This window comes from Sphingopyxis sp. BE259, from assembly GCF_031457495.1.
Taxonomy (GTDB): Bacteria; Pseudomonadota; Alphaproteobacteria; order Sphingomonadales; family Sphingomonadaceae; genus Sphingopyxis.
The window spans coordinates 1654155-1674673 of record NZ_JAVDWM010000001.1 but is presented as its reverse complement, the minus strand read 5'-3'; the positions used below and the strand labels follow the sequence as shown (position 1 = coordinate 1674673).

Genomic DNA, 20519 nt, shown 5'->3' with positions numbered 1-20519 from the left:
GTGAGGATAAGATCTTATTCGGCGGCTTCGGGAAGGGCGTCGGGCGCCTCGTCGGGGTCCTGATCCGCATGGGATGACAGTTCGACGTTGAGGCCGAGCGAACGCATTTCCTTGACGAGCACGTTAAAGCTCTCGGGAATACCGGCCTCGAAGGTGTCGTCACCCTTGACGATCGCTTCGTAAACCTTGGTGCGGCCGATCACGTCATCGGACTTCACCGTCAGCATTTCCTGAAGCGTATAGGCCGCGCCATAGGCCTGGAGCGCCCAGACCTCCATTTCCCCGAAGCGCTGGCCACCGAACTGCGCCTTACCGCCCAGCGGCTGCTGGGTGACAAGCGAGTAGGGACCGATCGAACGCGCGTGGATCTTGTCGTCGACCAGGTGATGCAGCTTCAGGATATACATATATCCCACCGTCACCTTGCGGTCGAACCGGTCGCCGGTGCGACCGTCGTACAGATCGACCTGACCCGACCGGTCGAGACCGGCGCGTTCCAGCATCGCCGACACGTCGGCTTCGCGCGCGCCATCGAACACCGGGGTCGCAAAGGGGACGCCGACCGACAGATTGCCCGCCAGTTCGACGACTTCTTCGGCCGTCCGCGCCTTGATTTCGTCGGCATATTCATCGCCATAGGCCTGAAGCAGCGCTTCGCGAACCGCCTCGGGAGGGGCTCCCGCCTCGGGGTCGGGGTTCGCCATGCGCCAATCTTCGAGCGCGGTGGTGATCTGGCGACCAAAGCCGCGCGATGCCCAGCCAAGATGCGTTTCCAGAATCTGCCCGACGTTCATGCGCGACGGCACGCCCAGCGGATTGAGCACGAAATCGACATGCGTGCCATCTTCCAGGAACGGCATGTCTTCGACCGGCAGAATGCGGCTGATGATGCCCTTGTTGCCGTGACGGCCGGCCATCTTGTCGCCCGATTGCAGCTTGCGCTTCACCGCGACAAAGACCTTGACCATCTTGAGCACGCCCGGGGCGAGTTCGTCGCCGCGCTGCAGCTTTTCGACGCGATCTTCATATTTCGCGCTGATCCGCTTGATCGCGTCGTCATACTGCGCCTTGATCGCTTCGAGGGCGGTCTGGCTGTTGTCATCGACAACCGCCAGCTTCCACCAGTCGCCGCGGTCGAGTTCGACCAGCATCTCTTCGGTGACGACGTCGCCCTTCTTCAGGCCCTTCGGCACCGCGCTGGTCGCTTGACCGATCAGCAGGTCCTTCAAGCTCGAGAAGGTCGCACGGTTGAGGATCGCGCGCTCGTCGTCGGCATCCTGCTTCAGACGCTCGATCTCTTCGCGTTCGATCGCGATCGCGCGCTCGTCCTTGTCGATGCCGTGGCGGTTGAACACGCGGACTTCGACGACGGTACCCGACACGCCCGGCGGCAGGCGGAGCGAGGTGTCGCGCACATCGCTGGCCTTTTCGCCAAAGATCGCGCGCAGCAGCTTCTCCTCCGGCGTCATCGGCGATTCACCCTTGGGGGTGATCTTGCCGGCCAGAATGTCGCCCGGGCCGACTTCCGCGCCGATATAGACGATGCCCGCTTCGTCGAGGTTGCGTAGGGCTTCCTCGCCGACGTTCGGGATGTCGCGGGTGATGTCTTCCGGCCCCAGGCGCGTGTCGCGGGCGGTGACTTCGAATTCCTCGATGTGGATCGAGGTGAAGACGTCGTCCTTCACGATGCGTTCGCTGATGAGGATCGAGTCCTCATAGTTGTAACCGTTCCACGGCATGAACGCGACGAGCACATTCTTGCCGAGCGCCAGTTCGCCCAGTTCGGTCGACGGACCGTCGGCGATGATGTCGCCGGTCTTGACCACTTCGCCCACCTTCACCAGCGGACGCTGGTTGATGCAGGTGTTCTGGTTCGAACGCTGGAACTTTTGCAGGCGATAGATGTCGACGCCCGACTTGCCGGGTTCGACCATATCGGTCGCACGGATAACGATACGCGTCGCATCGACCTGGTCGATCACGCCGCCGCGACGGGCGGCGATCGCCGCACCTGAGTCGCGGGCCACGGTTTCTTCCATGCCGGTGCCGACGACCGGCGCTTCGGCACGGATCAACGGGACAGCCTGACGCTGCATGTTCGATCCCATCAGCGCGCGGTTGGCGTCATCGTTTTCCAGGAACGGGATCAGCGATGCGGCGACCGAAACCAGCTGCTTCGGCGACACGTCCATCAACGTGATCTGGTCCTTGGGCGCCATCAGGAATTCGCCCGCTTCGCGCGCCGAGATCAGCTCGTCGATAAAGCTGCCGTCAGGGTTCAAATCGGCGTTCGCCTGCGCGACCGTGTGCTTCTGCTCTTCCATCGCCGACAGATAGACAACCTCGGTCGTCACCTTGCCGTCGATGATCTTGCGGTACGGGGTTTCGATGAAGCCATATTTGTTGACCCGCGCAAAGGTGGCGAGCGAGTTGATCAGACCGATGTTCGGGCCTTCCGGCGTTTCGATCGGGCAGATACGGCCATAGTGGGTCGGGTGAACGTCGCGGACTTCAAAGCCCGCGCGCTCGCGGGTCAGACCGCCCGGCCCAAGCGCCGACACGCGACGCTTGTGGGTGACTTCGGACAGCGGGTTGGTCTGATCCATGAACTGCGAAAGCTGCGACGAACCAAAGAATTCGCGCACCGCGGCCACCGCCGGCTTGGCGTTGATCAGGTCATTCGGCATCACGGTCGACACATCGACCGAGCTCATGCGCTCCTTCACCGCGCGCTCCATGCGAAGCAAGCCGACGCGATACTGGTTTTCCAGCAGCTCGCCGACCGAACGGACGCGGCGGTTGCCGAGGTTGTCGATGTCGTCGATTTCGCCCTTGCCGTCCTTCAGGTTCACCAGCTCCTTGACGACGGCCAGAATGTCGTCGCTGCGCAGCGTGGTGACCGTGTCCTCGGCGTCGAGGCCGAGGCGCATGTTCAGCTTGACGCGGCCCACGGCCGACAGGTCGTAACGCTCGGGGTCAAAGAACAGGCCGCCGAACAACGCTTCCGCAGTTTCGCGCGTCGGCGGTTCGCCGGGGCGCATGACGCGGTAGATGTCGCTCAATGCCTGATCGCGATCCTCGGCCTTGTCGGCCTTCAGCGTGTTGCGGATCCACGGACCCGTGTTGTTGTGATCAATGTCGAGCAGCACCAGCTTGTCGATGCCCGCACCGTCGATCTTTTCCAGATTTTCGGCGCTCACTTCGTCACCGGCTTCGATGTAGATCTCGCCGGTCGATTCGTTGATCAGATCATAGGCGCTGTAACGACCGAAGATTTCCTCGGTCGGGATCAACAGCGTGTCGAGACCGTCCTTCGCGGCCTTGTTGGCCAGGCGCGGACTGATCTTGTGGCCGGCGGCGAACACGACTTCGCCGGTCTTGGCATCCACCACATCGAACGCAGGCTTCGAACCGCGCCAGTTTTCGACCTGGAACGGCACGCGCCAGCCGTTTTCGGCGCGCTCAAAGACCAAACGGTCATAGAAATGGTTGAGGATTTCCTCGCCCGACATGCCCAGCGCGTAGAGCAGGCTGGTGACCGGCAGCTTGCGCTTGCGGTCGATACGGACGTTGACGATATCCTTGGCGTCGAATTCGAAATCGAGCCATGAACCGCGGTACGGAATGACGCGCGCGGCAAACAGGAACTTGCCCGACGAGTGGGTCTTGCCACGGTCATGGTCGAACAGCACACCCGGCGAACGGTGCATCTGCGACACGATGACGCGCTCGGTGCCGTTGACGAAGAAGGTGCCGTTCTCGGTCATGAGCGGCATGTCGCCCATGTAAACGTCCTGCTCCTTGATATCGAGGACCGAGCGGGTGTCGGTTTCGCTGTCGACTTCAAAGACGATCAGGCGCAGCGTGACCTTCATCGGCGCCGCATAGGTGATGCCGCGCTGGCGGCATTCATCGACGTCATACTTCGGCGCTTCGAGTTCGTAATGGACGAAGTCGAGCTCGGCGGTGCCGGCGAAATCGCGGATCGGGAATACGCTGCGCAGCGTCTTTTCCAGGCCCGAGACATAACCGACCGACGGGTCGGACCGCAGGAACTGCTCATAGGATTCGCGCTGCACCTCGATGAGGTTGGGCATCTCCACCGCTTCGTGGATGTTGCCGAACAGCTTGCGGATTCGCTTGCTCGCGGTCGCTTCGAGGGCCTTGCCCACCGACTTCGCCTTGGTCGCCATAAGTGATTGTCTCGCCTGTCAAAAAATCAAAATCGCGGACGCATCGACGCGAAAAAAGCCGCAGGCAACCGTTGCCGGTTTACCGCAGCTTTCCAACGCCTGTCGAAATCCCCACCGACCTATCCGTACAATCCGCTGCGCAAGGCGGACTCTATCTCGAACGATGGGGTGTGGGGGCGATATAGGATTGGGGCAGCGGAGTGTCAACGGGGCGGAGCGATGCGTTGGGATCAGAATATCCGCTTTGGGGTGGGGGGCGGCTATTCCCCACCCTCGTCATTCCCGCGAAAGCGGGAACCCAGGGACAGGCCCGCCGACGCACGCTCTGGGTCCCCGCTTTCGCGGGGATGACGAAGTCAAGAAATGCGGAACGTCTACTTCCGGTCGAAAGCGGCCATCCACGACTTCCCAATATGTGGGCGACAAATACCGTCGTTGCGAAACAACATGCTCACGCCATTCCGTAAAACTGCGCCAACCGATCCAGCGCCAGCCCCAGCACCAGCTTCCCCGACCGCGTCGGCCACCCCAGCGCCTTCTCCGCCCCGCTTATTCCCTCACCCGCACAAATCACCCGCCAGCAAATGTCCGCGAGCCCCGGCCCCACCGCATCGAGTGCGCCATGAAACCGCCGATGCGCGTCGATCCGCGCCAGCGACGCATCCGAAGCCCGCGCGCCGCCGCGGCTTTTCGCCGGGGGCGCCGCGTCCCAGCGCATCGTCACCCGCGCCGACAGGCCCGCCCGCTCATAATCGGCGCGCAGCCGTTCGCCCGCACCTAACTGCGCGTCGGTCAAGTGACCCCGCGCCGCCAGCCAGGCGATCGGGCTCTCGGCGATGTTGATCGTTACTTGGCGCATGACCTGGGGGCCGCGCTTGGCGGGGTCGATGCGGTCATCGGGATGCAGGCGCGTGGCAAGCTGGCGTGCGGTCATTCCAATCTCCTCTGTGTCGCGACCGGCCTTGACATTGGAATATTTTGTAGGAAAGAAGAAACCGATTTGGTTATTTGAAGGTTTTGCGATGATCAACAGCATCCGAACGGTGCGCCGCGCCAAGGGACTGACGCTGGAAGAGGTCGGCGCGCGCTGCGATCCGCCGACGACCGCGCAGACGATCGGCCGCCTCGAAACCGGCACCCGCAACCTGTCGCTGGGCTGGATGAACCGCATCGCCGCGGCGCTCGGGGTCGATGCCGCCGAGCTCGTCCAGCTTCCGCAGGACACCCAGCTCACCATCACCGCACATCTTGGCGCCGAGGGCGCACAGGCGCCGACGCGGGTCGAACAGGCGCTCACCGCGCGACCCGGCGAAGACATGGTCGCCGTCCGCGTCACCTCATCGATCGGCGACTATCGCGCCGGTGACGAAATCTGGTGCCGCCGGATCGAGAGCGACTGGACCAGCGCGCTCAACCGCGACCTGCTCGTCCCCCGCCCGGCCGGGCGCTTCTTCTTCGCGCGCCTGCTCAACGTCGATGGCGAAAAGCTCCACCTGCTGCCGCTAGGCGCCGGCGGACGACAACAAGTGGTCAGCAACCCGCCGTGGGCGGCCGTCGCGGTGCGGCTGATCCGATCGCTGTAAGGCATGCTCACGATCATTCACTTCGTCATTGCGAGCGTAGCGAAGCAATCCAGAGCGGTTTACGCCTGCTCTGGATTGCTTCGCTACGCTCGCAATGACGCGGGGATAGAGGCGGACCCATGACCACTCCCCTCCGCATCCTCTCCATCGCCACCCTCTTCCCCGACGCCGCGCGCCCGAACTTCGGGTTGTTCGTCGAACGCAGCCTGCGCGCGCTGGCCGCGCAGCCCGGCATCGACCTCTCCATCGTCGCCCCGATCGGCTTGCCGCCCTTCCCGCTGTCGCTCCACCCGCGCTATCGCGCCCTACGTGACCTGCCCCGCACCGAAAGCTGGAACGGCCTCACCGTCTACCGTCCGCGCTTCCCGCTGATCCCGCGCCTCGGCGCCCGGCTCAACCCGGCGATGGTCGCACGCGCCGTGCGGACGGCGGTGGGCGGCCAGTCATTCGATGTCGTCGATGCGCAATTCTTCTACCCCGACGGCCCCGCCGCGATGCGCGTCGCCGCCGCGCTCGGCCTTCCCTTCTCGGTCAAGGCGCGCGGCGCCGACATCAGCCATTTCGGCCATGATCCCGCGACCGCGCCGCAACTGATCGCGGCCGCAGCCCAGGCCGCGGGCTTGCTCGCGGTGTCCGACGCGATGCGCCGCGACATGGCCGCGATCGGCATCGATCCCGCCAAGGTCGCGGTTCATTACACCGGCATCGACACCGCGCGCTTCCACCCCGGCGACCGCGCCGCCGCCCGCGCCGCGCTCGGCATCGGCGATGCGCCGATGATCCTGACTGTCGGCGCGCTGATCCCGCGCAAGGGGCAGGCTCTGGTGATCGAGGCGCTCGCTGCACTTCCCGGCGTCCATTACCACCTCGCCGGAGCGGGCGAGGCTGCGGGTCGCTACCGCGCGCTGGCCCGGCAGTTCGGCGTCGATGATCGCGTCCATGTCATGGGCCCGGTCGCCAACGCCGATTTACCGCAGCTTTATCGCGCCGCCGATGTGGTCGTCATGCCCTCGGTCAGCGAAGGGCTGGCCAACGCCTGGGTCGAGGCGCTCGCCTGCGGCACCCCGATCGTTATCAGCGATGCAGGCGGCGCCGCCGAACTGGTCACCTCGCCCGTCGCGGGGAGGATCGCGGCGCGCACGCCCGAAGCGATTGCGGCGGCGGTGCAAGCGATCCTCGCCGCGCCGCCCGCGCCGTCAGCCGTCGCCGCGACTCTCGCAGGCCGCTTCGACTGGGACCACAACGGCCGCGAACTGGCCGATCATCTGCGCCGCTGCGCGGGTCGGTAAATCGCCCAAGCCAAAGGGACCGTAGCCCTGAGCCTGTCGAAGGGCGCTTGTCCGAGAGAGGCGCCCTTCGACAGGCTCAGGGCTACGGTAATTTCCATGCTTCGGCTTATGTTAAACGACCGCGCCGTCGTCCTTGCGCTCGACGCGTTCGCCGCCGTCCATGCCCGCGCTCGTGCGCGGAATGAAGCTGTCGGGGCCGACCTTCAACCAGACCAGCACCGGGGTCGACATCAGCACCGACGAATAGCCGCCGATGAACACGCCAAACAGCATCGCGGCGGTAAAGCCGAAAATGACGTCGGGGCCAAAGATCAGCAACACGCCCAGCGCGAGAAGCATCGCCAAAGTGGTCATCACGGTGCGCGACAGCGTTTCGTTGATGCTGAGGTTGAGCAGCGGCACAATCTCCATCTTGCGATATTTTTTCAGATTTTCGCGGATGCGGTCATACACCACGATCGTGTCGTTGAGCGAATAGCCGACGATCGTCAGCAACGCCGCAACGCTGTTCAGGTCGAATTGCATCTGGGTCACCGCGAACAGCCCGAACGTCAGCGACACCTCGTGGAACAGGCGGCCCAGCGCCCCGACGCCGAACTGCCATTCGAACCGGATCCAGATATAGATCGAGATGCCGAGCACCGCGAGCGCCAGGCTGATCGCCCCGGTCCGGATCAATTCGCCCGATACCTTGCCCGACACGGTTTCGACCGCGCCCGCCTTGGCGGTGGGAAAGGCTTTTGCGACCCCGGCCACCAGCTGGGCGCCCGCCCGATCGGCCGCCGCCTTGTCGCCATCGGGCAACGCGGTGCGGATCGAGATCGCCTTGTCGGACCCGAATTGCTGGATCGTCGGCTCGCCCAACCCGATCTGACTCACCTTCTCGCGAATTTCATCGATCGGCGGCATGTCCTGGGTGAATTCGACCCGCACCGACTGGCCGCCGACGAAATCGATCCCGAAGTTCAGGCCTTTTGTCGCGACCAGCGCGATCGAGACGACGACCAGGAAAAAGCTCATGAAGGACGCAAATTTCCGCCACCGCAGAAAGTCGATATTGGTGTCGTCGGGGACGAGTTTCAGCAAGCGCATCGTGTCGCTCCCTTAAATGTTGATCGACGTCGGACGATTGGTCCGCAGCCAATGGGCGACGAACATCCGCGTGACGGTGACGGCGGTGAAAACGCTGGTGACGATGCCGATGGTCAACACCACGGCAAACCCCTTGATCGGGCCGGAGCCGAACCAGAACATCAGCGCCGCAGCGATCACGTTGGTGACGTTGGCGTCGAAAATCGCCCGGCTGGCTTCGGAATAGCCGAGCTCCACCGCCTGAAACACTTTTCGCCCGCGCTTCAATTCTTCGCGTATTCGCTCGTTGATCAGCACGTTGGCATCGACCGCGGCGCCGATCGTCAGCACGAACCCGGCGATACCCGGCAACGTCAGCGTCGCGTTGAACGCCGCCATGATCGCGATGATCAGGAACACGTTAAAGAATAGCGCGATATTGGCATAAACGCCAAAGCGGCCATAGACGAGGACCATCAGCGTCAGCACCGCGACGGTCGCGATGATCCCCGCGATCGCGCCCTTGCGGATCGAATCTGCGCCCAGTTCGGGGGTCACCGTGCGTTCCTCGACCACCGTCATCTTCACCGGCAACGCGCCCGAGCGCAGCGAGATCGCCAGCGCATTGGCGGTCGCCGGGGTAAAGCTGCCCGAAATCTGGGCGCTGCCGCCCAGAATCGGCTCGTTGATCGACGGCGCCGACAGCACTTTGCCGTCCAGCACCATCGCGAACCGCTTGCCGACATTCTGCGCGGTCACCTTGGCAAAGGTGTTCGAACCGCCCGAATCGAAACTGATGTTGACGACCGCCTGACCATTTTGCTGGTCAAAGCCCTGCTTGGCGTTGATCAGCTGCTCGCCGCTGATCATCACCTGACGGCGCAGCACCTCGAACGATGCCCCGCTGCCCTCGCCCTCGGCATAGGGGACGATTTCGCTGCCCACCGGCACGCGGCCCGCGGCGGCTTCGGCGGGGTCGGCATTGGGGTCGACCATGCGGAATTCCAGCCGCGCGGTTTTGCCGATCAATTCCTTCAGCGCCGCCGGATCCTGCAAGCCCGGCACCTGGACGACGACGCGGTCATTGCCTTCGCGGATGATCGTCGGTTCGCGGGTGCCCAGGTCGTTGACGCGCTTGTCAATGATGTCGCGCGCCGAGTCCATCGCGTCGGCGACCGCCTGCGTCTGTCCGGCGGCAGTCGGGGTCATCACGATGCGCGTGTTATCGATGATGTCGATGTTCCAGTCGCGCTGTCCGGTCATCGCCGCGCCCTGCGTCTGGCTGAACAGCCGGTCGCGCGCGTCGTCGAGCTGCGCCTGGTCGCGGATCAGAAAGCTGATCTTGCCGCCCGCGGTCGTCAGTTCGCCGATCGCGATGTCGTCATCGGGACCACGATCGCCGCGCAGCACATTGCGCACCGTCTTTTCCATATTGGTCAGCTGCGTCTTGCGCAGATCGTCAATGTCGGCCTCGAGCAGCAGATGGCTGCCCCCGGCCAGATCGAGCCCCAGATTGACCTTGGCCTGCATAAACGACGGCAGGCTGTTCAGCGTCTTTTCGGGCAGAAAGCTGGGGACGGAAAAGATGATACCGAGCAACAGGATGATGCTGATGCTGATGGTTTTCCAGCGCGGGAAATCGAGCATGGCGATTGGGTCCGATAGCAAGGACGGGACGGCGCGCCGCGCCGGCCCCGCCGCGTCAGTCGTTGGCGGGCTTGGCGCCGGGCTGCATCACGTCGGCCAAGGTCGATTTCACGACCTTGATCTTGACGCCTTGGGCGATTTCGACGTCGGCGAAATCATCGTCGACGCGCGTCACCTTGCCGACGATGCCGCCGCCGGTCACCACCTGATCGCGCGGCTTGACCGCCGCGATCTTGTTGCGATGCTCCTTGGCGCGCACCTGCTGCGGCCGGATCAGGAAGAACCAGAACACGACAAAGATCAGCAGATAAGGGACCAGCATCAGGAAACCGGCGGCCCCGCCGCCCGATCCGGCCGCCTGGGTCAGAAGCAATTGCGTCGACATGGATGAAAAACTTTCCGTTTGAAAACGCAGCCCGTTCCGTCGCGGAACCGGCGCGCATATATGGCGCGGCGCCTATCACGCAGGGGCGGTGCGCGCAACCGGTCGCTGCGCCCCCCCTCCGGCAGGCGCCGCCGAAATGGGGAGGCGGGCGAAGAGGTCAAGGGCGCCCGGCCAATCCCGGTCCAAACCGACCCTCACGATGATCGCGCGTCAGGAGAGCCTTGCATCCCCCGCCGACCCGCGCTAGGGGCCACGCCTGCCCAATCGGGCCGGTCGGGACGTAGCGCAGCCTGGTAGCGCATCACACTGGGGGTGTGGGGGTCGGAGGTTCGAATCCTCTCGTCCCGACCAATTTTCCGAAATTGTCGACGATTTGCTGGACAAGCCGGACGCGCCACGCGCGCCGCGGCTCTTGGAGCCGCATCTATACCATTCGTCACCCCGGACTTGATCCGGGATCCACAGCGGCGCTGAAGTCATGGCCCCCGGATCAAGTCCGGGGTGACGAGGAACGGGACGTCCGGCGGACGATCGCTCTCGTCCATGCGAGACACCCGCCGCGCAAACGGCGGGCGGCGGCCCGGGACCGCCGCCCGCAGGTCAACTCAGTTCGCGCTCGATGGCGCCTCTGCCGGCGGCGCCCCGGCGCGCGCATCGCGCATCGCGCCGATCTCGGCCTTGTCGATCACGCCGTCGCCATTGGCATCGACATGCTTGATAAAGGCATCGACCTTGTCGGGCGAGGCCATCGTCGGGTCGCCCTGCCGCTGCGCGCGCATTTCGGCCATTTTGGTGACTTCGGCTTTGTCGAGCTTGCCGTCGCCATTGGTGTCGATCATCGCGAACAGCCGCCCGTCGTCGGGCTTCGGCTGCGCGGTAGCGATCACCGGGATCGCCAGGCCGAACGTGGCGGCAATCATCGTCAATGTCTTCATATTCTGTCCTTTGGTCATGGTCGGCAAAGTCGCCGGAATACCCCGCGCCGGACATGACAGGTCAGGCGTCGCAAAACTATGGCAAGCGGACTCGGCTCGTCACGGTTTCAGCACGACCTTGCCCACCACTTCGCGCCGCTCCAGCATCGCAAAGCCGGTGCGCCAATCGGCTAGGTCGAGCGCGGCATGGACCTGCGGGCGGATTTTGCCCGCTGCCGCCAGCGCATCGATCGCCGCGACATTCTCCACCCCACGTTGGGGAAAGCGGCGGCCATATTCGCCCGCGCGCACCCCGACGACCGAAAAGCCCTTGATCAGCGGCATATTCACCGACACCTCGGAAATACGCCCCGACGCGAAACCGATCACCAGCAAACGCCCACCGAACGCGATACAGCGCGTCGATTCGTCAAAGACGTCGCCGCCAACGGGATCGTAGATCACATCGGCCCCCGCCCCGCCGGTCAGCGCTTTCACGCGCTCGCGAAACCCCGGCCCGCCATCGATCACCGCATCGGGCGCATAAAGCCGCGCGATCGCCGCGCGTTTATCGGCACTACTCGCCGCCGCGATCACCCGCGCGCCCAGCGCCTTGGCGAGGTCGATCGCCGCCAGCCCGACGCCGCCCGCCGCGCCATGCACCAGCACCCACTCGTCCGGCACAACGCGCGCGCAGCGGACGAGCGCGACATAGGCGGTGAGGTACGCGACCGGATAGGCCGCGGCCTCCTCCCACGTCAGCCGGTCGGGCTTCGCGCGCAGCGCCGCGGCGGGAGCGACGCAATATTCGGCCATCGCGCCGAACCGGTTGCCGCCGACCACCGGGTGGCCGACTTGCCAATCGGAGACCCCCTCGCCCAACGCATCAACCTCACCAGCAAACTCGAGCCCCGAAACAAAAGGCAATGGCGGCTTCAATTGATAATCGCCGCGCGTCATCAACAGATCGGGAAAATTCACCGCCGCCGCGCACACCCGCACCCGCACCTCCCCCGGCCCCGGCTCCGGCACCGGCACATCGGCCAGCCCGGCTCCGGCATGATCGGGCAACAATTCGGTGACCTGCAAGGCGCGCATGGAGAAAAGTCTTTCCTACAATATTCCAATATGGTTCGTTTTACCAGGTCAACGAACCACGGGAGCGACTCATGCCAAAATCTGACCGTCTGCGCGTCGATGCCGACGCGCTGATCGATGCCGTCATCGACCGCGAAGGCCGATATGTAAACCACCCTGCCGACCGCGGCGGCCCGACCTGCTGGGGCATTACCGAAGCGATCGCGCGTGCGCAGGGCTACGTCGGCGCAATGCGCGACCTGCCGCGCGCCGATGCCGCATCGATCTATCGCCGCCTCTATTGGCTGCGGCCTGGGTTCGATACCGTCGCGCTGCGCGCCCCGCACATCGCCGCCGAACTGTTCGACACCGGGGTCAACATGGGCACCGCCACCGCCGCCGGCTTCCTGCAGCGCGCGCTCAACGCGCTCAACCGCGCCGCGCGCGACTATCCCGACATCGCGGTTGATCGCGAGATCGGGCCGCGCACTTTGTCGGCGCTCGACGCCTTTCTGCGCGCCCGCGGCGCAGGCGGTGAGACGGTCCTGCTGCGCGCGATGGAGGCGCTGCAGGGCGAACGCTACATCGCACTCGCCGAACGCCGCCCCAGCCAGGAGGCGTTTCTCTACGGCTGGCTGGCGAACCGGATTGGCCCGCATTGACGCTGAGCACGCGTCGTTGGGCTGAACTTCCCTGAACTTTGAACATGCAGGAGCATCGAAATGAGCATTATCGAAGGCCTGATCGGCCCGATCGCCAAGCTGATCGACAAGATCATCCCCGACCCGGAAGCGCGCGACCGCGCCAAGCTGGAACTGCTCAAGATGGAGGGCAGCCAGGAAATGGAGGCGATCCGCACCCGGATGACCGCTATCGTCGCCGAGGCGAACAGCGCCGACCCATGGACCAGCCGCGCGCGGCCGAGCTTCCTCTATGTCATGTATGCGCTGTTGCTGTGGGCAATCCCGATGGGCCTGATCGCCGCGGCGCGGCCCGAGATGGCCAAGGGCATCGCGGAGGGGATGAACGCCTATCTCGCGGGGATTCCCGAACCGCTCTATGCGCTCTTTGGCACGGGGTATTTGGGGTATACGGCGGCGCGGGCGTGGGGGAAAGCCAAGGGGGTGGAGAGTTGAACTAGCGCCGCCATAAAAAATGCCAACGCGCCCCTGCGAAGGCAGGGACCCATCTCCGGTCGGCGCTATTTTGAACCGGCAGGAGATGGGTCCCCGCCTTCGCGGGGACACACGCCTTGAAGGACGGCGCTAGCTTTCCACCACCGCCGCCAAATTCGCCAGCGACGAATTCAACCCCTCGACATGATCCTTCGCCGAAATCCCCGGCGGCACATGGTGCGCATCGATCGTCACCAGCGTCCCGCCGCCCTGGCGCGACAGATACCAGTGCATCGCCATCGTCCCTGAAAAGCGCGGATCGTCGGATTCGAACTCGACCTCCCACACGATCAACCGTCCCTCGTCGAGGACTGGAATATAGACTTCAACCACGTCGCTATCGTCGTCGCTCTTGGTTTCGACATCGGCGTCATCAAACGTCAGTCGCATCAAAAAACCGCCGCCCGCACGCAGGTCGACATGCTCGAACGTCCCCGTCGCCCCCTCGGGTGGCAACCAGCGGGCCAGCTTGTCGGCGCTCGTGAACGCCGCAAACACATCGACCAGTGGCGCCGCGATCAGCCGTTCGGCATGATCGGTGCGCCGCGTCTTTTTCGTCGGTTTCAAGCAAGCGCGGCTTTGACCGCGGCGACCGCCGCATCGGCCGCGCTGCCATCGGGACCGCCGCCCTGCGCCATGTCGGGACGGCCACCGCCGCCCTGCCCGCCCAGCGCCGCGACCGCGAGCTTGACGAGATCGACGGCATTGTGCGCGACCCCGTCGGTCACCCCGACCGCCACCGACGCGCGCCCGTCATTGACCGCGACCAGCATCGCCACGCCGCTGCCGACCTGTTTCTTGAGGCCATCGACCGTGCCGCGCAATTCCTTGGGATCGAGCCCATCGACGACCTGCGCGATGAACGCGGTATCGCCGACCTGCTCGACGGCCGGTCCGCTCGCCGCGCCGCCGCCGGCCCCACCACCGCCGAGCGCCAGCGCCTTCTTCGCATCAGCCAGTTCGCGTTCGGCCTTCTTGAGCTGCTCGGCCAACGCCGCAACGCGCGCCGGGACATCGTCGGGCGACGTCTTGAGCGCCGCCGCCGCCGCCTTCAGCGCGTCATCGCGGCCATTCAGCCACACGCGCGCGGCATCGCCGGTCAGCGCCTCAATCCGCCGCACCCCCGAAGACACGGCGGATTCGCTGATAATCTTGAGCAGCGCGATGTCACCCAGCGCCCGCACATGCGTGCCGCCGCACAGCTCGACCGAATAATGATTCTCGGTCGCCTTGCCCATGCTGAGCACCCGCACTTCGTCGCCATATTTCTCACCGAACAGCGCCAGCGCGCCCGCCGCGACCGCGTCGTCGGGGGTCATCAGCCGCGTCGTCACCGCCTCATTGCCGCGAATCTGCGCGTTCACTTGCGATTCGATGTCGGCGATCTCATCGGCGCTCAGCGCCTTGGGATGCGAGAAGTCGAAACGGAAGCGATCCTCGGCAACCAGGCTGCCCTTCTGCGTCACATGCCCGCCCAGCCGGTTGCGCAGCGCCGCGTGCAGCAAATGAGTCGCGCTGTGATTGGCCCGGATGCGGTCGCGGCGTTCGGCATCGACGGTCAGCTGCACCGTGTCGCCGACCTTCAGCGTCCCCGCCTCCAACTTGGCCTGATGCGCGTGCAGGCGGCCGAGCGGCTTGCCGGTGTCGCTGACCGAAGCCTTGGCGCCGCCCAACGTCGCGATGACGCCGCTGTCGCCCATCTGGCCGCCGCTCTCGCCGTAAAAAGGTGTCTGGTTGGTGAGCACGACCAGCTCGTCGCCCGCGCTCGCCGCGTCGACCTGGACGCCGTCCTTGACCAACGCGATCACCTGGCCTTCGCCGACGGTGGCGCCATAACCCGTAAATTCGGTGCTGCCATTGGTTTCGGCCAGGTCGAACCAGATTTCTTCCGATGCCTTTTGCCCGCTGCCCTTCCACGCCGCGCGCGCCGCCGCCTTCTGCTGCGCCATCGCCGCGTCAAAGCCGTCGCGATCGACCGCGATGTCCTGCGTGCGCAGCGCATCTTCGGTCAGGTCATAGGGGAAGCCGTAGGTGTCGTAGAGCTTGAACGCGACCTCGCCAGGCAGCGTATCGCCATTGCCCATGCCGACGGTGGCTTCGTCGAGCAGCCGTAGCCCCTTGTCGAGCGTCTGGCGGAACTTGGTTTCCTCGCGTTCCAGCGTCTCGGCGATCAGCGGCTGGGCGCGGATCAGCTCGGGATAGGCGGCGCCCATCTCAGCGGTCAGCGACGGCAGCAGCCGGTACATCAGCGGATCCTTGGCGCCGAGCAGATGCGCGTGACGCATCGCGCGGCGCATGATCCGGCGCAGCACATAGCCGCGCCCCTCGGCCGACGGCAGCACCCCGTCGGCGATCAGAAAGCTCGATGCGCGCAGGTGATCGGCGATCACGCGGTGGCTCGCCTGTGTCGCGCCCTCGGCCGGAACGCCGGTCAGGTCGACCGACGCGGCGATCAGCGCCTTGAACGTGTCGGTGTCGTAATTGTCGTGGACCCCCTGCAGCACCGCCGCAACGCGCTCCAGCCCCATGCCGGTGTCGATGCTGGGCCGCGGCAGGTCGACGCGGTCGCCCGGACCGCGCTGGTCATACTGCATGAACACCAGGTTCCAGATTTCGACGAAGCGGTCGCCGTCCTCTTCGGGAGAACCCGGCGGGCCGCCCCAGATATGGTCACCATGGTCGTAAAAGATTTCGCTGCACGGCCCGCACGGCCCGGTGTCGCCCATCGACCAGAAATTGTCGCTCGTCGCGATGCGGATGATCCGCTCCTCGGGCAGCCCAGCGATCTTGCGCCACAGGTCGAACGCCTCGTCATCGGTGTGATAGACGGTCGCGGTCAGCTTCTCGGGCGCCAGCCCCCAGGTCTTGGTGATCAGGGTCCACGCATGATGGATCGCCTGCTCCTTGAAATAGTCGCCGAACGAAAAATTGCCCAGCATTTCAAAGAAAGTATGATGCCGCGCGGTAAAGCCGACATTGTCGAGGTCGTTGTGCTTGCCCCCCGCGCGGACGCATTTCTGCGACGACGCCGCAGTGCTGTACGGACGCTTTTCAAGGCCCGTGAAGACATTCTTGAACGGCACCATCCCGGCGTTGACGAACATCAACGTCGGGTCGTTGTACGGCACCAGCGGCGCCGACGGTTCGATATGGTGCCCGGTGCCCCCGAAATAGTCGAGGAACGAGCGGCGAATGTCGTTGGTCGATGTCATCCGCGCGAATTAGGGACTTTGCCGTCATGCGACAAGCCGCTTCGTGTCGATGACGATCAACGCCGCAATCGATCAGAATGCGGTGGCGATCCCCTTGCCCAGATAGCAGGGCAGTTGCCGCAGCACGTCGGCCTTTGGCACCCCGTCCTCGATCAGCGCGGCAGGGACTTCGGAGGTGTCGGTACGCACCACGGTCCACTCGGCGCCGGGGGCGGTGCGATGGACGGCGACATAGCCGCAATCCATCGTCCCGTCTTTGCGGTCGCCGCGAAAATCGAAGGCGGCGTAAAGCCCCGGCGGCTGGCCCGCTGGATCGGCGTACCAGCTCACCCGCAGCACCCGGAGCGTGCCATCGGCCCACAGGACCGGCCGCTTGCGCAGGTTCATTTCCCATTCGAGCCGCGGGTTCGCCGCTTGGAACGACAGCCGCAGCATCGCATAGGCGCTGGCATAATCGCGCTTCGCGAGCGCCATCGTGTAGGCGGCGAAGCGGCCCATCGCGGCGCTTTCATCGGTCGCCGAGACAGGGAATGTTGCGCCGTCGGCGCCCGTTGCGACGCGCTCAACCTCCGGCCCGAGCAGCGGAGCCTGCGCCGCCGCCGCGCTGGAAATCAGCCCCAGCGCGGCCAGCGGCAGCCAGCGCCTTGGGTCAATAGCCATAATAGGCGCCGCCCTTTTCGCGCGCGCGCTGCCAGGCGGGGCGCGTATGGCACGCGTTCACGAACCCCGCGAGTTTCGGATAGCGCGGCGCCATCCCCTGCATGATCGCGATCTCGGCCGGAAAGCTCAGCATGATGTCCGCCGCCGAAAGGCTGTCGCCAATGAAGTGACCATTGTCGCCGACGCGGCTTTCCATATAGGCGAAATGCGCGTCGAGCTGCTGGTTGATCCGCGGTTCGAGCGGCGCCGCCGCTTCGCCCAGCCGCGCGGTGTAAATCCGCAGCAGGATTGGGGTCATCGCCGATCCTTCGGCGAAATGCAGCCATTCAAGGTGGCTGACATGGTCGTCGCTGCCGCGTTCGGGAACCAGATGGTCGCCGCCGTGCCGCTCGCACAGATATTCGGTGATCGCCCCCGATTCGATGATCACGCGGTCGCCATCCGAAATCACCGGCGATTTGCCGAGCGGATGCACCGCGATCAGCTCGGGCGGCGCGAGGTTGGTGGTCGCGTCGCGATCATAATATTTGATCTCGTACGGCGCGCCGATTTCCTCGAGCAGCCACAATATACGCTGTGAGCGACTGTTGTTCAGATGGTGGACGATCAGGGTCATGATGCTCTCCTCAAAGGGTCAGGTCTTGTATGTGCCGTTGCGGTCGACCAGCGCCGCGATCTCGCGGACCAGCTTGGCGCCGAGGATCGCGGTTACATCGCCGATGTCGCGGCCGGGGTGATGCTCGACGATATCGGCGCCGACGATCGGCGCGGTCTGCTTGTGCAGCACAGCCAGCACCTCGCGCACCGTCAGCCCCCCGGGCTCGGGATGCGCGACGCCGGGCGCCGCCGACGGATCGATGCCGTCGAGGTCGATCGAGATATAGAGCGGGCCGTCCAGCACCGGCACCGCGTCGGGGGTGAAGCTCGCCATCGAGATGATCTCGACCCCGAAACGCGCCGCCTGCTCGCGACAATGCGTGTTGAGGGTGCGGATGCCGACCTGCACCAATCGCTTGGCATTGCCGCCTTCGCAGATGCGCGCAAAGGGCGAGGCGTGACTGCGCGGATTGCCTGCAAAATCGTCGTAGAGATCGGGGTGGGCGTCGAAATGCAGGATGGTCACCGGTCCGAAACAGGTCGCCGCGGCCTCGACCAGCGGAAAGGTCACCGCATGATCGCCGCCAAGCGCGAGCGGCACCTCGCCATCTTCCTGCAGCATCACGACATGGCGCCGGATCGCAACATCGTCCTGCGCGCTATTTTCGGTCAGCGGCAGATCGCCGTCGTCGGTGAAGGCGATATCGATGCCGATCTCAGCCCCAAGCTCGCTCGCCATATTGCCGCGATCGCTGAACAATGCCGCGCGGATCGCCGCGGGCCCGGCGGCGGCACCGCGTTCGAAACTGCTGTTGATATCGGTGGGCAGGCCAAAGAGGCGGATCGCAGGCATCGCTCGCTTGTAGCTGTTGGCCGGGCGCGCGCAAGGCGTCGTGCGGGTGACCGCATTAGACAGACGATGCCCGGCGTCAACGTTAATGCCAATGCTAATAAAGCCGGATCTACCGCCTCCCTTCTCACCCCCGTTCGCATCGAGCGAAGTCCAGATGCCGCGCGGGACTGTGCATGGCCGCTGGGTGTCTCGACTTCGCTCGACACGAACGGGAACGAAAGTTGTCCGCCAAGGCCGAAACCAAACCTCGATTCAATCGTCATCCCGGCGCAGGCCGGGATGACGAAAACAGGGAATGATGGCTCTCGATCGGAAGTTGAGGTTCCGGATGCTATAACTTCGTCATTCCCGCGAAAGCGGGAACCTAGGGTGGGGTTAGCCTACGCACGCTCTGGGTCCCCGCTTTCGCGGGACTGACGAATTTGGGATTGGCAGCTCCCCACCCCAGAGCCGCCGCCTCGAGCAACAACGAAAAATCCGCTACGGCACAAACGGTCAACGGCCGACGGGTCCACCTGCGGGGAGAGGGAAGTGCAGGTGCCCAGAATTACAAGGGGGCTGAAGACCCGCCGCCGTTTCCCGGTCGGCGCGCAAAAGGGCGCCGACCGGATCGGAATCAATTGCCGTCGTCGCCGTCTTCGTCGGAGCCGACCATCATTTCTTCGGCCACCGCGTCGGTGCGGCTGCGGATCGCAGCTTCGAGCCGATCCATCAGTTCGGGATTTTCCTTGAGGAAATTCTTCGCATTTTCGCGGCCTTGGCCGATGCGGATCGAATCATAACTGAACCAGGCACCCGATTTTTCGACCAGCCCCGCCTTGACGCCGATGTCGAGAATTTCGCCGATCTTGGAAATGCCCTGCCCGTACATGATGTCGAATTCGACCTGCTTGAACGGCGGCGCCACCTTGTTCTTCACCACCTTGACCTTTGTCGTGTTGCCGACGATCTCGTCGCCATTCTTGATCTGGCCGATGCGGCGGATGTCGAGACGGACCGAGGCATAGAATTTCAGCGCATTGCCGCCGGTCGTGGTTTCGGGGTTGCCGTACATCACGCCGATTTTCATGCGCAGCTGGTTGATGAAGATCACCATGCAGCGCGAGCGGCTGATCGAACCGGTGAGTTTACGCAGCGACTGCGACATCAGGCGCGCTTGCAGGCCAACATGAGTGTCGCCCATCTCGCCCTCGATTTCGGCGCGCGGAACCAGCGCCGCGACCGAGTCGACGACCAGCACATCGATCGCGTTCGAGCGCACCAACGTATCGACGATTTCCAGCGCCTGTTCGCCAGTGTCGGGCTGCGACACGATTAGCTCGTCGATGTTGACGCCGAGCTTGCGCGCATAGACCGGGTCGAGCGCATGTTCGGCATCGACGAACGCGACGGTGCCGCCGGTTTTCTGTGCTTCGGCCAGCGTGTGCAGCGCCAGCGTCGTTTTGCCCGAGCTTTCGGGGCCATAGATTTCAATGACGCGCCCGCGCGGCAGGCCGCCAACGCCCAGCGCGATGTCGAGACCCAGAGACCCGGTCGAGATGGCCTCGACCTGCATCGCCTCCTTCGAGCCCAATTTCATCACCGAGCCTTTACCAAAGGCGCGATCGATCTGTGCGAGCGCGGCGTCGAGCGCCTTCTGCCTGTCCGTGCTGTTCACTGATTTCCCCACATCGACGAGTGACAATTGTCCGGCCATTTGCCGTCCCTTTCCTGCTCTAAAGCGACAGCGGAAGCATCGCAACGCCTAACCGGTGTACCGCATTTGTTCTTTGAGAACAAGAGTGGAACAAAATATTTTTCCGCGCTGTTTCTGTCATCCCGGCGAAGGCCGAAGTTTCGACCTCGCCGATGACGCAGCGCCGA

At 64.5% G+C, this 20519-nt stretch carries 17 protein-coding genes and 1 tRNA gene; 5 read left to right on the top strand and 13 right to left on the bottom strand.

Annotation, left to right across the window (positions count from 1 at the left end; all coding sequences use genetic code 11):
• Window positions 1–14: 14 nt before the first annotated feature.
• Together rpoB and J2X44_RS08170 are read right to left on the bottom strand one after the other, a co-directional pair.
• The gene (gene rpoB / locus J2X44_RS08175) at window positions 15–4193 is read right to left on the bottom strand and encodes a DNA-directed RNA polymerase subunit beta (protein ID WP_310089016.1); all 4179 of its coding nucleotides are present in this window, start codon (window positions 4191–4193) and stop codon (window positions 15–17) included.
• A gap of 451 nt (window positions 4194–4644) precedes the next feature.
• Window positions 4645–5127 carry a DUF6456 domain-containing protein gene (locus J2X44_RS08170; protein ID WP_405053350.1) on the bottom strand — a complete coding sequence of 161 codons (483 nt, stop codon included), beginning with the start codon at window positions 5125–5127 and terminating at the stop codon, window positions 4645–4647.
• Window positions 5128–5215: 88 nt separating this feature from the next.
• Here J2X44_RS08170 and J2X44_RS08165 point away from each other — a divergent pair, with 88 nt between their 5' ends.
• A complete protein-coding gene (locus J2X44_RS08165; RefSeq protein WP_310089015.1) occupies window positions 5216–5776 on the top strand; it encodes a helix-turn-helix transcriptional regulator in 561 nt (186 codons plus the stop codon).
• A gap of 119 nt (window positions 5777–5895) precedes the next feature.
• Window positions 5896–7065 carry a glycosyltransferase gene (locus J2X44_RS08160; RefSeq protein WP_310089014.1) on the top strand — a complete coding sequence of 390 codons (1170 nt, stop codon included), beginning with the start codon at window positions 5896–5898 and terminating at the stop codon, window positions 7063–7065.
• Window positions 7066–7176: 111 nt separating this feature from the next.
• Here J2X44_RS08160 and secF read toward each other — a convergent pair whose 3' ends face one another.
• From secF to yajC, 3 genes are read right to left on the bottom strand one after another with little or no spacing between them, the layout of a single operon-like run.
• Window positions 7177–8157 carry a protein translocase subunit SecF gene (secF, locus tag J2X44_RS08155; RefSeq protein WP_310089013.1) on the bottom strand — a complete coding sequence of 327 codons (981 nt, stop codon included), beginning with the start codon at window positions 8155–8157 and terminating at the stop codon, window positions 7177–7179.
• Between the two features lie 12 nt (window positions 8158–8169).
• On the bottom strand, window positions 8170–9783 hold the full coding sequence (secD, locus tag J2X44_RS08150) for a protein translocase subunit SecD (protein WP_310089012.1): 1614 nt from the start codon (window positions 9781–9783) through the stop codon (window positions 8170–8172).
• A 55-nt stretch (window positions 9784–9838) separates the two neighbouring features.
• Window positions 9839–10168 carry a preprotein translocase subunit YajC gene (gene yajC / locus J2X44_RS08145; protein WP_137753294.1) on the bottom strand — a complete coding sequence of 110 codons (330 nt, stop codon included), beginning with the start codon at window positions 10166–10168 and terminating at the stop codon, window positions 9839–9841.
• A 274-nt stretch (window positions 10169–10442) separates the two neighbouring features.
• On the opposite strand from yajC, the gene J2X44_RS08140 reads away from it, so the two are divergent.
• Window positions 10443–10519, top strand: a tRNA-Pro gene (locus J2X44_RS08140).
• Window positions 10520–10773: 254 nt separating this feature from the next.
• On the opposite strand, the gene J2X44_RS08135 is transcribed toward J2X44_RS08140, so the two are convergent.
• The gene (locus J2X44_RS08135) at window positions 10774–11103 is read right to left on the bottom strand and encodes an EF-hand domain-containing protein (RefSeq protein WP_310089011.1); all 330 of its coding nucleotides are present in this window, start codon (window positions 11101–11103) and stop codon (window positions 10774–10776) included.
• Window positions 11104–11202: 99 nt separating this feature from the next.
• Entirely contained in the window at window positions 11203–12180 is a 978-nt protein-coding gene (locus J2X44_RS08130) for an NADPH:quinone oxidoreductase family protein (RefSeq protein ID WP_310089010.1), read from the bottom strand.
• A gap of 71 nt (window positions 12181–12251) precedes the next feature.
• On the opposite strand from J2X44_RS08130, the gene J2X44_RS08125 reads away from it, so the two are divergent.
• Together J2X44_RS08125 and J2X44_RS08120 are read left to right on the top strand one after the other, a co-directional pair.
• The gene (locus tag J2X44_RS08125) at window positions 12252–12821 is read left to right on the top strand and encodes a glycosyl hydrolase 108 family protein (RefSeq protein WP_310089009.1); all 570 of its coding nucleotides are present in this window, start codon (window positions 12252–12254) and stop codon (window positions 12819–12821) included.
• A gap of 60 nt (window positions 12822–12881) precedes the next feature.
• The gene (locus J2X44_RS08120; RefSeq protein ID WP_310089008.1) at window positions 12882–13295 is read left to right on the top strand and encodes a holin family protein; all 414 of its coding nucleotides are present in this window, start codon (window positions 12882–12884) and stop codon (window positions 13293–13295) included.
• Between the two features lie 129 nt (window positions 13296–13424).
• Here J2X44_RS08120 and J2X44_RS08115 read toward each other — a convergent pair whose 3' ends face one another.
• From J2X44_RS08115 to recA, 6 genes are all read right to left on the bottom strand, one after another.
• Window positions 13425–13901 (bottom strand): SRPBCC family protein, encoded by a 477-nt coding sequence (locus J2X44_RS08115; RefSeq protein ID WP_310089007.1) that lies wholly within the window; start codon window positions 13899–13901, stop codon window positions 13425–13427.
• Window positions 13898–16546 (bottom strand): alanine--tRNA ligase, encoded by a 2649-nt coding sequence (alaS, locus tag J2X44_RS08110; protein WP_310089006.1) that lies wholly within the window; start codon window positions 16544–16546, stop codon window positions 13898–13900. The genes J2X44_RS08115 and alaS overlap by 4 nt, the downstream gene beginning before the upstream one ends.
• Before the next feature lie 72 nt (window positions 16547–16618).
• Entirely contained in the window at window positions 16619–17206 is a 588-nt protein-coding gene (locus tag J2X44_RS08105) for a hypothetical protein (RefSeq protein ID WP_310089005.1), read from the bottom strand.
• Window positions 17196–17822, bottom strand: a complete 627-nt coding sequence (locus tag J2X44_RS08100; protein ID WP_310089004.1) for a glutathione S-transferase — start codon at window positions 17820–17822, stop codon at window positions 17196–17198. Before J2X44_RS08100 ends, J2X44_RS08105 begins: the two co-directional genes overlap by 11 nt.
• Window positions 17823–17840: 18 nt before the next feature.
• Complete coding sequence (gene speB / locus J2X44_RS08095; RefSeq protein ID WP_310089003.1) at window positions 17841–18656, bottom strand: agmatinase; 816 nt, start codon at window positions 18654–18656, stop codon at window positions 17841–17843.
• Between the two features lie 616 nt (window positions 18657–19272).
• On the bottom strand, window positions 19273–20352 hold the full coding sequence (gene recA, locus J2X44_RS08090; RefSeq protein ID WP_310089002.1) for a recombinase RecA: 1080 nt from the start codon (window positions 20350–20352) through the stop codon (window positions 19273–19275).
• Between the last annotated feature and the right edge of the window lie 167 nt (window positions 20353–20519).